Consider the following 15942-nt stretch of genomic DNA (forward strand, 5'->3'; position numbering starts at 1 on the left):
ATCAAGATGACGTTCGGGGTTTTTTGTTTTTATGGTGTAGAGTTTGATTATTGTTTACTTCTCTGAAGGTGGAACGTAGCCTTCAGCTTGTTCGAACGATTCATTCGATAAAAACTTTTGCATCTGCTCCTGCAAAAATTTACGGCTAGCAGGGTCCATCATATTCAGATGTTTTTCATTAATGAGCATGGTTTGATGGTCCGTCCATTCTTGCCAGGCTTTTTTGGATACGGTGTCAAAAATTTTTTGACCTAGAGGACCTGGATAAGGAGGTTTATCAAGCCCTTCTAGCGTTTCTTGGTACTTCTGACAGAATACGGTACGGGTCATGGAGTCTCCTGATTTATGTCTTTATTGGCGAATTGATCTAACAGTTTCTTTATCGGTGCCGCTAGACCTAAAGCTTGTTTGGGTTGGGCAATGTTATACCAGACTGCGTCAGTTGCTTCCATGATTCCAGAGCTATCTTGAAACTCATGCTGCTGCAAGTCATCAAGGAAGTAGACCTCAGGGGTAATCTGCAATCGAAAATGGCTAAACGTATGAATGAAGCTAGGCATCACTAGGTTGGGTTGTTCAGGGAGCAATATCCCCTCCTGATTTAAGCTTTGTTGTTCAGGTAGGCTCCAAAGCCCACCCCAAATTCCGCTAGGGGGTCTTTTTTGTAAATACACCTCCCCTGCTGAATTGCACAGAATCGTCAGTGTGACCGATTTTAAAGGAGCTGTTTTTTTCGGCTTAGGTGAGGGTATTTTATCGGTCAACCCTTTTGCTAACGCTTGGCAACTTTCCTCTAGAGGGCATAACAGACAGGATGGCTTACTGCGCCGACATATCGTAGCGCCGAGATCCATAATGGCTTGAGTGTAATCCCCTGCTCGCTTTTCAGGCGTGTGATATTCAGCTAATTCCCAGAGTTGTTTTTGCGTTGCCGTTTCACCAGTCCACGTTTCGATGGCATGATATCTGGCCAGTACACGTTTAACGTTACCGTCTAAGATAGCCGTCGGTTGTTGATGACAAATAGATAAAATGGCAGCCGCTGTGGAGCGTCCAATGCCAGGTAAGGTTTGAAGCGCTTCTAAGGTTTCAGGAAAAATACCTTGGTACACCTCAACAACCTGTTGAGCGGCTTTATGCAGATTACGAGCTCTTGCGTAGTAACCTAAGCCAGTCCATAGGTGAAGGACTTCATCAATAGGTGCCGCTGCAAGCGATTCAACACAGGGGAATGTACTGATAAACCGCTGGTAATAAGGAATAACGGTGGTTACCTGAGTTTGTTGTAGCATGATCTCAGATATCCACACGGGATAAGGAGACTTATCAACTTGCCAGGGTAGATCATGCCTGCCGTGCTGATCATACCAACTCAGCAAGGCAGAATGTATCGGTTTAACTAAGACTGGATTCATAGAGGTCATTAACGCAGCAATCCTCTGATCAAGCTGCGAGCACCCTCTTCTCCGCCAATACGCTCACGAATCTGATCCTCGACACTGCCACCAATACGCTCTTCAACTTGGCGTTGTACTTCACGTTGAACTTCACGACGAAGCAATTGAGTAAATACGCTCGTATCTGGACGACACATCTGAGCAGGTGGCGTGTCGAATTGACCTTTACAGTTAATCGGCAACTCAAGCCCTTCTAAGCGATTATTCACAGAGCAGGTTTGCTGAAATAGGTTATCGGTAATGGTAAATCCAAGGCGATAATCTATCGATTGCGTGGGTAGATTCACCTGTCCTTGTGCGCGAAGCCTCATGGCATCCAGCATCGCGGTGAGGTCATTATTCTCGACAACACCGTTACGAATTCTGAAGTTGCCAGAGAGATCTGCAAATGGCGTTGATCTATCCACCTGTTGAGGGTTAATTCCCAAAGCTGTGACTGTTTGAATACCTTGGCACAGGGTTTGTGCCATATTAATACCTTGAAGTACACCTTCCTTCATCTGAATACTGGCTTGCCCGTTAAGGGTATTGATCATTGAATGAATGGACTGGCCTGAAGTGGAAATATCCGCATTAGCACTGAATTGACCACTAAAAACGTCAGTTTCGGCCATTTCTTCTAATAATTGCCCAATTTGAATGCTGTTTAATTGTGCTTTGAGTTGAGTCTTAGCCGTGTCGCTTCGAGAATCAAGGTTACCAGAGGCACTGACACTGCCTGAATAAATCTGAGTTGTTAAGCGTTCTATGTTGAGCAGACCGTCTTTTGCAACCAGAGTGATGCCGGGTTGTCCTAAGTTTCGTTTAGCAATCGTAATACCTTCCATATCTAATGTAAGAGATAGGTTTAGGCTACGAAGTGTTTCTAGCGGTATTATCTCATCGCGAGGCCATTCCGATGTTGTGGTATTGCTAGAAGACGAGGAAGTATTAGAACTAGAATTTGAGCCTGAGCTTGAGTCAGAGGTATCTACAGGCATATATCGATCAGCGTTAAGGCGATTGCCCTTGAGAGCTAGCGTAATATGCCCTGAACTTGAGTTGAAACCTGCGTTACCTATCAGATGTGTATCGTCAAGCGTAATAGATAGTTGATTAAGTAAAATATTTTCAAGGTTGCCTTTAATCTCTGTATTGAATGCAACGGAAGTTAAAACACTGTCGTCCTGAAATCTAGGTAAGGGCTGCTCCAGTTGGCTCATTAAGGCTTTTAAGTTAAATGCTGCAACATTCACAGCACCATCGATGTTAAAAGCAGTGAAATCGTCAACCTGAATTGCTCCTGCTGCCTTAAGTGAACCAAACGAGAGTTGCAGAGCATCTGAGGTGACCTGCTGATTTGATAAATCCACGGTAAGTTGTGTGGTTGCAGTTAATTCAGGCAAGTTCGCTGGAACTTGGCTGCCACTGATTAATGACTTGATTTGTAAGTCAGCCAGCGAAAGTTGTTGAAAATCATTAGAAAGATTTAGTTTGGTTGTTAACTGGTTACGGACTTCGATGATTGTCTCAGCCCCTTCGAATTGACGAAAATTGAAGGTTAAATCAATGGGTAGCATTGTACCTAATGCTACTCGCCCTGTTGTTAACTCAATATCGCTAAGCTCTAGGCGGCTATTGTCACTAAGGTCTGTATACTCAAGTCGTGCATTACGAACATTGATCGATGCAATATCTAGGTCTGGAAAACTTGCCTGTTTCGATGAAGTGTCGATTGGCGTTCCTCTTGCGGTGTCATTTGAAGCGGAAATATCTTGAGCTACCTCTGCGGAAAGCTTTTCATGGCTTTGCCAGTTAACATTACCTTCAGAATCTTTAATTAAACTAATAGCTAAGCCGTCAAGTATGACATCACTCATTTCAACTCGACCAGAAAACAGTGGCATCAGTTGGAGTGATACTTGAGCTGATTCTAGCCGAGCAAGTTCCGGTTTGTCGTGATAGGCAATCCGAATGCTACCTGTTTCCATGCCTAGCCAAGGGTATAAAGACCAGCTAATATCACCCTCGATATTTAACACGACGCCAGCTTGCTCTAAAGCAAGTTGTTCTATTCGAGGCTTGTAATCATTAGGATCCATTACAGAGGTAATGTAAAAAACACCTACTGCAATTAGTAAAATTAACAGTCCCAATACTGCGGCTGTGATTTTGACGAGGCTTTTCATCAGCGTCTCTCTTATGAGTCAAATTGAAAATAGAAATGGGCTTTGCAGTTAATTTCAATCGATTGAGTAGCGTCTGCCCTGCCGTTGTCGACATCTATACCGTATAATAGCAGTATTTACTGAATTGTTTGCGGAGAAAATCATGACGCAACGTACTGCCAGAGTTACTAGAAATACTCTGGAAACTCAAATCACTGTTGCCATTAATCTTGATGGTAAAGGCCAATTTGAATCTGATACTGGCGTACCCTTCCTAGATCATATGATGGAACAGATAGCCCGCCATGGTTTAATCGATATTGAAGTACATGCGGTTGGCGATCTTCACATCGATGATCATCATACGGTTGAAGATATTGGTATCACGCTGGGACAGGCTTTTGCTGAAGCGGTAGGTGATAAAACCGGTATTCGCCGATATGGACACGCGTATGTACCTTTAGATGAAGCACTATCTCGCGTGGTGATAGATTTCTCTGGTCGTCCAGGTTTAGAAATGCACGTTGACTTTACGCGAGGAAGAATCGGTAGCTTTGATGTTGATTTATTTAGCGAGTTTTTCCACGGCTTTGTTAATCACGCCAAAGTGACATTACACATCGATAACCTTCGTGGTAAAAACAGCCATCATCAAGCGGAAACCGTCTTTAAAGCCTTTGGCCGTGCACTGCGAATGGCGCTAGAAGAAGATCCTCGTGCCAAAGGAATCATGCCATCAACTAAGGGATGCTTATAAAGATGAGCAGCATCGCGGTTATTGACTATGGCATGGGCAATTTACACTCGGTGGCAAAAGCACTAGAACATGTTCAACCTGGTGTGGAAGTGCTTGTTACCGCGGACCCTCAACAAGTACGCAATGCAGACCGTGTTCTTCTCCCTGGCGTAGGTGCTATTCGAGACTGTATGGCTGAAATTCGTCGCTTGGGGGTCGATGTGGAAGTGGCTGAGGCGATTGCATCAGGCAAGCCTTTCTTGGGCATTTGTGTCGGTTTTCAAGCGCTTATGGACTTTTCTGAAGAAAATGGCGGTGTTGATTGTTTGTCAGAGTTTTCTGGAAAGGTTAAGTTTTTCGGCAATGATTTAAAAGATCCATCAGGGCAAGACCTGAAAGTACCGCACATGGGTTGGAATCAGGTAAAACAAGCCATTGATCATCCTTTATGGCAAGGTATTGATGACCTGAGTCGTTTCTATTTTGTTCATAGCTACTACGTAAAGCTTGCAGAGCAAAGTTTGGTCGCTGGAACCTGTGATTATGGTCTTCCTTTCGATGTTGCACTGGCGCATAAAAATGTTTTTGCTGTGCAGTTTCATCCTGAAAAAAGTCAGCAAGCGGGTCTGCAACTGTTACAAAATTTTCTTAACTGGGATGGCTCGCTGTAAAGCTTTCTGTAGTTAAAATTCTTAGCTAAAACCCTTAGTTACCAACGATTAGATTAACTGGAAATTGATATGCTAATTATCCCTGCGATTGACCTTAAAGATGGAAAATGTGTGCGTCTTCGCCAAGGTAGAATGGATGATTCAACCGTCTTCTCTGATAACCCTGTCGACATGGCTGCAAAGTGGGTTGAAGCGGGATGCCGTCGATTGCATCTTGTTGATCTAAACGGTGCCTTTGCTGGTGAGCCGGTTAATGGAGAGATCGTAAAAGAAATTGCCAAAGCCTTCCCTGATCTTCCTATTCAGATCGGTGGCGGTATTCGTTCTGCTGAAATTATCGAAGCCTACCTAGCAGCAGGTGTGGATTATGTCATTATCGGCACCAAGGCAGTTAAAGAACCGCAGTTTGTCACTGAGATGTGTCAGCGTTTCCCCGGTCATATTATTGTTGGTTTAGATGCTCAAGATGGATTTGTAGCAACGGATGGTTGGGCTGAAGTATCCAGTGTCAAAGCCACTGATTTAGCCATACGTTTCCGTAACGATGGTGTTTCATCTATCGTCTATACTGATATCAGTCGCGATGGCATGATGCAAGGTGTTAATGTAGAGGCGACAGTTGCACTTGCTCAAGACGCAGGTATACCGGTCATAGCTTCAGGTGGTGTCACCGATATAGAAGATATTAGACGTTTAGCGGCGGTAGCCGATAAAGGAATTCTAGGAGCTATTACTGGCAGAGCTATTTATGAGGGAACACTTGATGTCGCTGAAGCTCAGGCGCTTAGTGATCAGCTTTGTAAGTCTTGAGGGTAAGTCATGGGTTTAGCTAAGCGTATTATTCCTTGTTTGGACGTTGAAAATGGTCGCGTTGTTAAGGGAGTTAAATTTCTTGATATTCGTGATGCTGGTGATCCGGTAGAAATTGCTCAACGCTACGAGCAACAGGGTGCGGACGAGATTACTTTCTTGGATATTACCGCCAGCCATGAAGGACGTGAAACAACCGTTCACACGGTTGAGCGAATGGCGTCAGAGGTATTTATTCCATTGACAGTCGGTGGCGGTATTCGTACCTGTGAGGATATTCGCAGAATGCTTAACGCGGGCGCTGATAAAGTGTCCATTAACACAGCAGCTGTGTTTAATCCTGAATTTGTTCAACAGGCGGCAGAGCGCTTTGGATCACAGTGTATTGTCGTTGCTATTGATGCTAAAAAAGTATCCTTACCGGGAGAAACTGATCGTTGGGAAATCTTTACCCATGGCGGTCGTAAACCCACTGGCTTTGATGCAGTGGAGTGGGCGAAAAAAATGGTTGAGCTTGGCGCAGGCGAGATTCTTCTCACTTCTATGGATCAAGATGGCATGAAGTCAGGGTTTGATTTGGGTGTCACTCGTGCAATCAGTGAAGCTGTGAAAGTGCCCGTAATCGCTTCTGGTGGTGTGGGTAATCTTGACCACCTAGTCGATGGAGTTTTACAGGGTAAAGCTGATGCCGTGTTAGCCGCGTCCATCTTTCATTTTAATGAATACACCATACCTGAAGCTAAGCGATATATGCAGGCACGGGGAATTGAAGTAAGGCTTTGAGATAAGAGTAGGACTTTAACTCCGCCACCAGTGTATGGGAGGCAGAATAATGTTTAACCTAATTAAAACGTTAGCTGTCATGTTGTTTCTAATGGCGGCAGTTAAGCTTAATGCAACTCCCTTAATTGTGGCCACTGAAGGGGATTACCCTCCCTTCAGTTATTTTGATGAAGCTGGAAACCTAAGTGGTTTTGATGTTGATATCGCCCATGCGTTGTGTGAGGCAATGCAACGTGAATGTGAAGTCATAGCCGTTCCTTGGGTTGATCTGTTAGATCGATTAGAGGCGGGTGATTTTCAAATGATCGTTGCCAGCATGGCCGAAACGACTGAGCGTAAAAAACGCGCTCTTTTTACAGACTATTATTATCGCAGTCAGACCTCTTTTGTGGGTGACTCCCGTCGTTTTATAGCTGTTTCCCCTGATGCTTTAGTGGGGCGAATACTCTCTGCAGGAAGAGATTCTATTCAGGCTGATTTCTTGATGGAGCGCTACAGCTCATCTACCATTCTATTAACAGATAATCTCATTGAGTCTTTCGATTTGCTTGTTGCCGGTGAAGTTGATCTTGTCTTAACCGACAGTATTAACAGTTTGGATTTTCTTCGATCTACAGAAGGCGCTCACTTTGACTTTATTTCAGAGCCCCTAATCGACCCTATACTGAAAAGTGAAGCTCATATCGCTGTTACTCTAGGCGATATTGAGTTGGTCAAGGCGATAAATAATGCGATCATCGATATACGGCTTAGCGGTATATATGATCAAATTAATCGTCGCTACGTTCCTTTCAGTATCTATTAAATGATGGGTACTCTAAAACGCTCACAGTTGAAAATGTCGATAACACTCGTTATTGCTGTTGTGGGTATTTTGATCGTGTTCACGATTGCGCTACTACTTACTTCAAGTTTACTCAGGGACATCTCTACAAACTCTCGCATGACGGCAGATCGATACCTGCCGGAATTGGTCCGATCTCAGCAAGGTGCGTTAAAGGTTGAGAAAATTCATACCTACCTTGATGCAGCCTATCGTGTACAGGATGCTTCAGAAGAACGCCGTTTAAGGCTGTTACTTCAAATCTTAGTACATAGTTTTATGTTGGATGACGATGATTACTTAGTGACAGAAGCAAACAATATTATGTTTGATATTCGTGAGTTGCTGTACATTCGTCACACTCAAAGGCAATTGCATAATGAAATAATTAATATTTTAGATGCTTCAGATAAAGATATTGATTATGCCAAGGGTTTCTTTTCTGCTGTTTCGCTAATGAGCATACAAGAACGATTTATTCAGTTGCCAATGACAATACTTGAGACTCAGCTTCCGGATGAGAGCTTTAGTGAAGTGTTGTATCGTATTCGTTTCATTATTGATCTTAATGAGCAGTTAAATAATCTGGTGGACGACGCCAATCAGCGTATCGCTGGATTATCTAACTACTTGAACACAGATGCAGCACTAAGAACGCATCAAATTAGTAATGAAGTAGGAAATGATGCTGAGAAAGTGAGAGATTACTTCTCTATGCTGATTGGTATTTTAGTGATTTTTTCAGTAATGATCTTGTATGCATTTCAGCGATTGATTCTGCGTCCAGTGCAAGAGTTAGTTGAGGGGTTGCGCTCGATTGAAAAGCAAGGTGATAAAACGGTTCGTTTGCGCCCTATGTATTTTCGTGAGCTAGATGTGATTCGTCATGCTATAGAAGAATACTCTGGTCTAATGCATCGATTACAGCTTGCCAATACTGAGTTAGAGCGTTTATCTCAAATTGATGGTTTAACCGGTTTAGCAAACCGTCGATCACTTGATCAGGCCTTAGACTTGGAAGTACGACGATCACAGCGTTATCAGCATCCCTTGGCCCTTATGATGATTGATATCGATCATTTTAAAAATATTAACGATCAGTTTGGTCATCAAGTGGGTGATGAGGGATTAAAATTACTTGCCAGTATTCTCATGCAATTTTCTCAGCGACCTGGCGAGTTGGCTGCGCGTTATGGCGGTGAAGAGTTTGTGCTCGTATTGCCCGAGGCAAGCCTTTCCGATGCTATTGAAATCGCTGAAAAACTGTTAGACGAATGCCGTAAGGCGGCATTTCCATTCAATCCAAATCTTCATTTTACGATTAGTATCGGTATCTCTTGTTATCGAAATACAACATCAAATACTAAAGAGTTACTAATTAATCATGCAGATCAAGCCCTCTATCAAGCGAAAACAGCAGGGCGTGATTGCTTTAGAATCTATGATTGAAAATAGATCTACAGAGCTGGGATTTTAATTCTGATAGTAATCGGTAATAATTCTGCTGTATCAATAAATTTAACAGTGAGTCTTCTGTGCTTAAGTATCGAGTAATTCCAGTCACTCCTTTCCAGCAAAATGCAACGCTCATCTGGTGTAGTGAAACACTGGAAGCAGCAGTGATTGATCCGGGCGGTGATTTGCATAAAATCATGTCAGTGATTGAGCAAGAAGGTATCACGTTGACACAAATCTTGTTAACGCATGGTCACATAGATCACGTTGGAGGAACCGCAGAGTTGGCCGAAACGTTGGAGTTGCCAATCATTGGTCCTCATATTGATGATCAATTCTGGATAGATGGCTTAGTTCAACAAAGTAGTATGTTTGGTTTTCCAGGCGTTAAAAGCTTTAAACCGTCAGTGTGGTTGCAAGAAGGCGATCAGGTTAAGGTGGGTAATGAAGTACTGGATGTGCTGCATTGCCCAGGGCATACACCCGGTCATGTGGTGTTTTATCATGCTGATTCTGAACTTGCACAAGTCGGTGATGTGCTTTTTAACGGATCTATTGGGCGCACTGATTTTCCAAAGGGTAATCACGCCGATTTGATTAACTCAATTCGCAACAAACTCTTCCCCTTAGGTGACAGCGTCAGTTTTATTCCTGGGCATGGGCCTATGTCAACCTTTGGGGAAGAGCGTCGAAGTAACCCTTTTGTGTCTGATCATCGAGGTTAAACTGTTATTTTTTAAACGGTAATCATTTATGTAGTTGCAGCGCGATTTTTAGCAACTCTGGGTCGAGTCCCTTGCGATAGCGAATTAAGTCATCAAGGGGGACATCAACAACTGAGCCGTCACTGACGCCTACCATGATATCGCTATAACCAGCCAATAAATAGTCGATTGATATTGAGCCCAAGCACGAGGCCAGCACTCTGTCGTGCCCGCTGGGGCGCCCGCCACGTTGGATGTGACCAAGAATAGAGATATGTGGAGTTAATCCATGTTGTTCAAGTTGTTGAGCGATGCCATGGGTTAAATTGGGTTTGTTTCCTTCAGCTACCACTATAATTCCACTGGAGCCCATGCCAGATCTTCTACTGGTGGCAAGTTGTAATGCAACTTCTTCAATGTTGATAGCATATTCAGGAACCAAAATCATTTCCGCTCCTGCTGCAATTCCAACATGGGTTGCAAGAAATCCAGAGTTACGTCCCATTACCTCAACCAAAAAATGTCTTTCGTGTGAGTCGGCGGTATCTCTAATTCTATCAATGGCATCCAGTGCAGTATTCATGGCGGTATCAAAACCAATGGTATCTTCGGTACCAAAAATATCGTTATCTATGGTACCGGGTAAGCCAATAACCGGAATGCCTGTTTCTTCTTCAAAAAGATGAGCTCCTGTTAGAGACCCATCCCCGCCTATAACAATTAAGGCTTCAATTCCACGCTGTGACAAGATCTTAGCTGCACGATGTCTATTGTTTGAGTCGTGAAACTCGGGACAGCGAGCGCTTTTTAAAAAAGTCCCTCCTCTCTGAACAATATTTGAAACTGATGAGGAGTTGAGAAGATGCATATCATCCTGTAACAGGCCACTAAAGCCTCTTTGAATTCCAAACACAGAGATATTCTGACTTAAAGCAGAGCGTACAACGCCACGAATGGCTGCATTCATCCCAGGAGCATCTCCTCCGCTTGTCAAAACAGCGACGGTTGAGATGGAGCATATCGGTTCTAGTGACGGAAGGGTGTACATGGGTTTAATCTCCATGATCGATAGGTACTGATCTACGTTGACTATACGCTTTACCGCTATTGACTGACTAGAGGTTGTTTTAAGTTGATGTTTTTGCAGAAGGGAAACCTGAGTTATTCAGAGTCGGTTCACATAAAATATTGAAAAATACCGATTACTAGTCTATTTTTAGACTTTAGTTATATCTCTGAACTTGTAAGGGATAAAATTTTTAGATCAATGCTGGTTAAGCAATCGCTGAGAGCGTTTGTTGAATTGATCTGTATAAAAAGTACAAAAGAAGTACAAAAACTATAAATTTGATGAGGTAAGTTATATGAAACGTCTCTCGCTAGCAGCAGCTGTGTCCGGTATCGTTTTAGGCGCGTCTGTATTTTCAACTCAGGCAGTTGCAGACCAAACATTTATCACGATAGGTACTGGTGGACAGACTGGTGTTTATTTTGTGGTAGGACAGTCAGTATGCCGCATGGTTAACCGTAATAGTGATGAGCATGGTGTTCGTTGTAACGCTCCTTCTACTGGTGGTTCTGTAGCCAACGTCAATGGTATGAAAAGTGCTGAGTTAGACATGGGCGTTGTCCAGTCTGATGTACATTATCGTGCTTTCAATGGTGTAGGTAACTTCGAAGAAGATGGCGCTTGGGGTGAAATGCGTTCACTCTTTACCATGCACGGTGAGCCGTTAACCGTTGTTGCGCGCGCAAATTCAGGTATCAATGAATTCGCCGATCTAAAAGGTAAGCGTGTCAACATTGGTAACCCAGGTTCTGGTCAGCGCAATACCATGGATGTTGTCATGAACGCGATGGGTTGGACGGTAAGTGATTTCTCACTAGCCTCTCAGTTAGATGCTGCAGAGCAAGCAGCTGCGCTATCAGATAATAATATTGATGCGATGATCTACGTGGTAGGTCATCCAAATGGCTCTATTCAAGAAGCTACTACCACGATTGATGCACGTCTAGTTCCAGTCACTGGTCCAGAAATTGATGAGTTGGTAGAAACCTATTCTTACTATACTCACTCTGTCATACCTGGTGGCTTATACCGTGGCAACGATGAAGATGTTAACACTTTTGGTGTGGCTGCAACTTTCGTTAGTCATGCGGGTGTTGATGACGATACTGTTTATCATACTGTTAAAGCAGTATTTGATAACTTTGATCGCTTCAAGCGTCTACATCCAGCCTTTGCTACCCTTACTGAAGAAAGCATGATTTCTGATGGTTTAACCGCTCCATTGCACCCAGGTGCTAAGCGTTACTACATGGAACGCGGATGGATTCAGGAGTAATCCCGGTCAACAAGCCTAAAAAATGCGCGTCTTAGCCGTCGCGCATTTTTTTGTTTAAGGATGCGCGTGCGCGAAAATCCGACAGGGATATACTAATTATAATAATGTTTTAATATCACAGGCTAAGCTGATGACTACAGAAACACAAAAACCTGCTTCGTCAAATGTCGATCTCGATGAGATGGTGGCCGCAGCTGACACCGGCGCTAGATCACCGTTTGGCTTTCAGGGAAAATTGTTAGTATCAATTGCGGCTGCATGGTCTTTATTTCAACTTTGGATTGCATCACCACTCCCCTTTGTATTTGGGTTTGGTGTGTTCAATGCAGCTGAAGCTAGATCTATTCACTTAACCTTTGCTCTGGTTTTGGCTTTCATGGCCTACCCCGCATTTAAAAGTTCACCTAGAACTAGAATTCCCATACCGGATTGGATCATAGGTTTGGGCGCAGCTATCTGTGCATCCTATTTATATTTCTTTTATGCACAACTGGCGCAAAGACCGGGAGCGCCAATTACTCAAGACGTAGTGATAGGTGTTCTAGGTTTGATTTTGCTGTTAGAGGCAGCGCGTAGAGCGTTAGGTCCACCCTTAGTTATTATTGCTTCTATTTTCATCGCCTATAGTTTATTAGGTCCACATATGCCGGGTCTGCTGGCGCATCGCGGCGTCAGTGTCAACGGATTAATCAATCATCAGTGGCTCACTTCACAAGGCGTATTTGGTATTGCGTTAGGGGTATCAACTAGCTTTGTATTTCTTTTTGTTTTGTTTGGTGCGTTGCTCGATAAAGCAGGCGCAGGTAACTACTTCATCAAAGTAGCCTTTTCGATGCTAGGACATATGCGCGGTGGTCCAGCAAAAGCAGCCGTTGTCGCATCAGGTATGACGGGACTTATTTCGGGTTCATCTATCGCAAATACGGTAACAACCGGTACCTTTACCATCCCAATGATGAAACGGGTTGGTTTTAGTGCTGAAAAAGCAGGTGCGGTAGAAGTATCTTCATCGGTTAACGGACAGATTATGCCCCCAGTCATGGGCGCTGCGGCGTTCTTGATGGTGGAATATGTAGGCATTTCTTACGTTGAAGTCATCAAGCATGCTTTTCTACCAGCAGTGATTTCCTATATCGCCCTGATCTACATTGTTCACCTTGAAGCACTTAAGGCAAACATGAAAGGTTTGCCATCTAATAACCCAGTTCGTCCTTTGTTGAATAAAGTAATCGGTTTTATGACCGGTATTATCTTGCTGATGGTGCTGTCATTTGCTGTTTATTATGGGCTTGGTTGGATAAAGCCCATATTGGGTGATGCTACGCCTTGGTTCGTTGCGGTTGTTCTTGCTGTGGTCTATGTCGCTCTATTAAAAATAGGTTCCAACTATCCGGAGCTGGAGTTAGACGATCCAAACTCTGATGTGATTACATTGCCACAAACACGTCCAACAGTGATGGTCGGTTTACACTATATCCTGCCTGTTGTTGTGCTGGTTTGGTGCTTGATGGTTGAGCGTTTGTCACCTGGCCTATCAGCTTTTTGGGCAACGGTCTTCATGATATTTACTATGCTTACCCAGCGCCCGATTATTGCTTACTTTAGAGGTCGTAGTAAGCCAGCTGACGACTTAAAAGAAGGCGTTTACGATCTATGGAATGGATTGGTAGCAGGTGCGCGTAACATGATTGGTATCGGTATTGCGACAGCCACTGCGGGTATTGTTGTAGGTGCGGTATCACAAACCGGTGTAGGTCTTGTTCTAGCTGATGTTGTTGAAGTGCTTGCAATGGGTAACTTGATGTTAATCCTATTACTAACAGCTCTTCTCAGCTTGGTGTTAGGGATGGGTCTTCCAACCACGGCAAACTATATTGTTGTATCTGCGTTAATGGCACCCGTTGTGGTAATGCTAGGTCAGCAAAATGGACTGTTGGTACCGCTGATTGCAGTTCACTTGTTTGTATTTTATTTCGGCATTATGGCAGATGTTACGCCTCCGGTAGGTTTAGCTTCCTTTGCTGCGGCAGCGGTCTCAGGAGGTGACCCTCTTCGTACCGGCTTCCAAGCGTTCTATTATAGTTTGCGAACGGCGGCATTACCCTTCCTGTTCATTTTCAATACAGATCTACTATTGATTGATGTGACGTTTGGGCAGGGTATCGTCATATTTATAGTCGCTACTATTGCCATGCTGATATTTGCCGCTGCAACTCAAGGTTATATGCTAACGCGTAACCGCTGGTATGAGACTATCCTGTTGCTGCTAATTGCATTTACCCTATTCCGTCCAGGATATTGGATGGACAAAATCCACGATCCATATCAGTCTGTACCTCCTTCGCAATTCAGTGAAGCACTAGGTAAAGTTGATCCGGGTAGTTATTTGCGAGTGCAAATAGCCGGTGAAGATGATTTTGGTGATCCCATGACAACTTTCCGCCTAATCCCTGTTCCAGGTGGAGACACTGGAGAGGAGAGAATGGAAAACTTAGGGCTTGAGCTTTTTGTTGATGGTGATCGCGCATTTGTTGATATGGTGACATTCGGAAGTTTAGCTGCAGATATTGGCTTCGACTTTGATCAAGAGATCATTGAAATTAGCGCACCTGTCGATCGTTGGGCGAAAGAATGGATGTGGATTCCTGGTTTCTTGCTCTTTGGATTGATTTACATGATGCAAAAGCGCCGTCGCGAGAAGCAAGAGCAATCTTTGCAGTCAGCAACCGCTTAGGAGTCAAAAATGTATAATAAGATACTAATGCCCGTTGTATTAAGTGAGCCCAACTCTTGGAAAAGAGCTTTGCCCGTGGCACTTAATCTGTGCAAAACCTACAACGCCTCCCTGCATGTGTTGACAGTTTTGCCTGATTTTTCCATGCCAATGGTGGGCTCGTTTTTCCCTAAAGACTTTTCAGCTAAGGCACACTCCGCATTAAAAGAAGAGTTGAAAAAGTTTGTAAAGGAAAACATTACCGAAGATATTAAAGTTCAGAGGATTGTTGCAGATGGCTCCCCATGGGAAACCATCATCAATATCTCTAAAGAAATTAATGCAGATTTAATCGTCATGGCTGCGCACAATAAGCGAAAGCTCGCTGACTATGTTCTGGGACCTAATTCGGCTCATGTTGTGAAGCATAGTAAGATCTCAGTAATGGTGGTGCGTTAGAAATAAGGCTAGATAAAATAGATTGAGTGAGTATTCAACAGATGAGTCAGCTCAGAATCCTGTTGCCGGTCGATATCCAAGATCGACAAGCGGCATTTAGAGAGATCACCAAAGCAATGATCTATCTGGGTGATAGGTCTGTGGATATGAACTTTATTTCTATATTACCAGGCAAACCGGTTCCTTTGCTGGGCAGCTTAATGCCCAGCGAGGAGCTTCTCAGTGCACTGGCCGTACTAGAGGAAGATTTAGTTGAATTAATTAATGAAGCCCTGCCTTTTCTAGAAAACTACACGACCAAAGCAGTTGAAGGTAGCGTACACAAAGAAATCCTCAAATATGCAGATGAATTAAAGCCTGATCTTATTATTCTGCCTAGTCATAGCCACTCAAAAGTAGAAAATATCCTTATCGGATCGGTAACATCAAAGGTCGTTGAAAAAGCTAACTGTTCTGTTTTAGTCCTTAGGTAAAATTTTTACAAAAACCCGTTGACCTTCCTGATTTTGATCTATACTATACGCACCTCGCTTGAGACAACAGCCCAACACATCGGGTTGCACAGAGATCTCAAGCCGCTCTTTAACAAATTAATCAGGTAATGCGTGTGGGCGCTTGTTCAGGTTAGGCATTAAAGCTTAATCGAGAATAAGCAACCTATATGTGAATTCATTTAGATGTAGATGTAAGTTCTTGAGCATGAATTAGATGGCGCTTGTTGGCTTAGGCTGATGAGATGTTATCGACAGTTTTTTAAACTGAAGAGTTTGATCATGGCTCAGATTGAACGCTGGCGGCAGGCCTAACACATGCAAGTCGAGCGGTAGAAAGTAGCTTGC

Annotated in this window: 15 protein-coding genes and 1 rRNA gene; 12 read left to right on the forward strand and 4 right to left on the reverse strand. The window is 43.6% G+C overall.

Annotated elements, in window-relative coordinates:
• Window positions 1–54 precede the first annotated feature (54 nt).
• The 3 genes from F7R24_RS09650 to F7R24_RS09660 are packed head-to-tail and all read right to left on the reverse strand — an operon-like array spanning window position 55 to window position 3625.
• Window positions 55–330 (reverse strand): oxidative damage protection protein, encoded by a 276-nt coding sequence (locus F7R24_RS09650; protein WP_151671046.1) that lies wholly within the window; start codon window positions 328–330, stop codon window positions 55–57.
• Window positions 327–1424 carry an A/G-specific adenine glycosylase gene (gene mutY / locus F7R24_RS09655; RefSeq protein ID WP_151671047.1) on the reverse strand — a complete coding sequence of 366 codons (1098 nt, stop codon included), beginning with the start codon at window positions 1422–1424 and terminating at the stop codon, window positions 327–329. The genes F7R24_RS09650 and mutY overlap by 4 nt, the downstream gene beginning before the upstream one ends.
• Window positions 1424–3625: an AsmA family protein gene (locus F7R24_RS09660; RefSeq protein ID WP_151671048.1), complete on the reverse strand. Its 2202-nt coding sequence runs from the start codon at window positions 3623–3625 to the stop codon at window positions 1424–1426. Before F7R24_RS09660 ends, mutY begins: the two co-directional genes overlap by 1 nt.
• 142 nt (window positions 3626–3767) lie before the next feature.
• Between F7R24_RS09660 and hisB the strand changes: the two genes are divergently transcribed.
• The 7 genes from hisB to F7R24_RS09695 all read left to right on the forward strand — a co-directional run bounded on the left by hisB (window position 3768) and on the right by F7R24_RS09695 (window position 9607).
• Complete coding sequence (hisB, locus tag F7R24_RS09665) at window positions 3768–4361, forward strand: imidazoleglycerol-phosphate dehydratase HisB (RefSeq protein ID WP_151671049.1); 594 nt, start codon at window positions 3768–3770, stop codon at window positions 4359–4361.
• Window positions 4362–4363: 2 nt separating this feature from the next.
• A complete protein-coding gene (hisH, locus tag F7R24_RS09670; RefSeq protein WP_151671050.1) occupies window positions 4364–5011 on the forward strand; it encodes an imidazole glycerol phosphate synthase subunit HisH in 648 nt (215 codons plus the stop codon).
• A 69-nt stretch (window positions 5012–5080) separates the two neighbouring features.
• Complete coding sequence (hisA, locus tag F7R24_RS09675; protein WP_151671051.1) at window positions 5081–5821, forward strand: 1-(5-phosphoribosyl)-5-[(5-phosphoribosylamino)methylideneamino]imidazole-4-carboxamide isomerase; 741 nt, start codon at window positions 5081–5083, stop codon at window positions 5819–5821.
• 9 nt (window positions 5822–5830) lie between these two features.
• The gene (gene hisF, locus F7R24_RS09680; protein WP_151671052.1) at window positions 5831–6604 is read left to right on the forward strand and encodes an imidazole glycerol phosphate synthase subunit HisF; all 774 of its coding nucleotides are present in this window, start codon (window positions 5831–5833) and stop codon (window positions 6602–6604) included.
• 49 nt (window positions 6605–6653) lie between these two features.
• Complete coding sequence (locus F7R24_RS09685; protein ID WP_168926810.1) at window positions 6654–7409, forward strand: transporter substrate-binding domain-containing protein; 756 nt, start codon at window positions 6654–6656, stop codon at window positions 7407–7409.
• Window positions 7410–8876, forward strand: a complete 1467-nt coding sequence (locus tag F7R24_RS09690) for a GGDEF domain-containing protein (RefSeq protein ID WP_151671054.1) — start codon at window positions 7410–7412, stop codon at window positions 8874–8876.
• A gap of 86 nt (window positions 8877–8962) precedes the next feature.
• A complete protein-coding gene (locus F7R24_RS09695) occupies window positions 8963–9607 on the forward strand; it encodes an MBL fold metallo-hydrolase (protein ID WP_151671055.1) in 645 nt (214 codons plus the stop codon).
• A gap of 22 nt (window positions 9608–9629) precedes the next feature.
• Here the strand turns inward: F7R24_RS09695 and pfkA are convergent, their stop codons facing one another.
• Window positions 9630–10649: a 6-phosphofructokinase gene (gene pfkA, locus F7R24_RS09700; protein WP_338087106.1), complete on the reverse strand. Its 1020-nt coding sequence runs from the start codon at window positions 10647–10649 to the stop codon at window positions 9630–9632.
• A 301-nt stretch (window positions 10650–10950) separates the two neighbouring features.
• Here pfkA and F7R24_RS09705 point away from each other — a divergent pair, with 301 nt between their 5' ends.
• From F7R24_RS09705 to F7R24_RS09725, 5 genes are all read left to right on the forward strand, one after another.
• On the forward strand, window positions 10951–11931 hold the full coding sequence (locus tag F7R24_RS09705; protein WP_151671057.1) for a TAXI family TRAP transporter solute-binding subunit: 981 nt from the start codon (window positions 10951–10953) through the stop codon (window positions 11929–11931).
• Between the two features lie 130 nt (window positions 11932–12061).
• Window positions 12062–14665 carry a TRAP transporter permease gene (locus tag F7R24_RS09710; RefSeq protein WP_151671058.1) on the forward strand — a complete coding sequence of 868 codons (2604 nt, stop codon included), beginning with the start codon at window positions 12062–12064 and terminating at the stop codon, window positions 14663–14665.
• 9 nt (window positions 14666–14674) lie between these two features.
• On the forward strand, window positions 14675–15103 hold the full coding sequence (locus F7R24_RS09715) for a universal stress protein (RefSeq protein ID WP_151671059.1): 429 nt from the start codon (window positions 14675–14677) through the stop codon (window positions 15101–15103).
• 41 nt (window positions 15104–15144) lie between these two features.
• Window positions 15145–15576 carry a universal stress protein gene (locus tag F7R24_RS09720; RefSeq protein ID WP_151671060.1) on the forward strand — a complete coding sequence of 144 codons (432 nt, stop codon included), beginning with the start codon at window positions 15145–15147 and terminating at the stop codon, window positions 15574–15576.
• Between the two features lie 282 nt (window positions 15577–15858).
• Window positions 15859–15942 (forward strand): 16S ribosomal RNA (locus F7R24_RS09725); the annotation flags it as partial.

The sequence above is a fragment of the Nitrincola schmidtii genome (assembly GCF_008973715.1).
Classification (GTDB): Bacteria; Pseudomonadota; Gammaproteobacteria; order Pseudomonadales; family Balneatricaceae; genus Nitrincola; species Nitrincola schmidtii.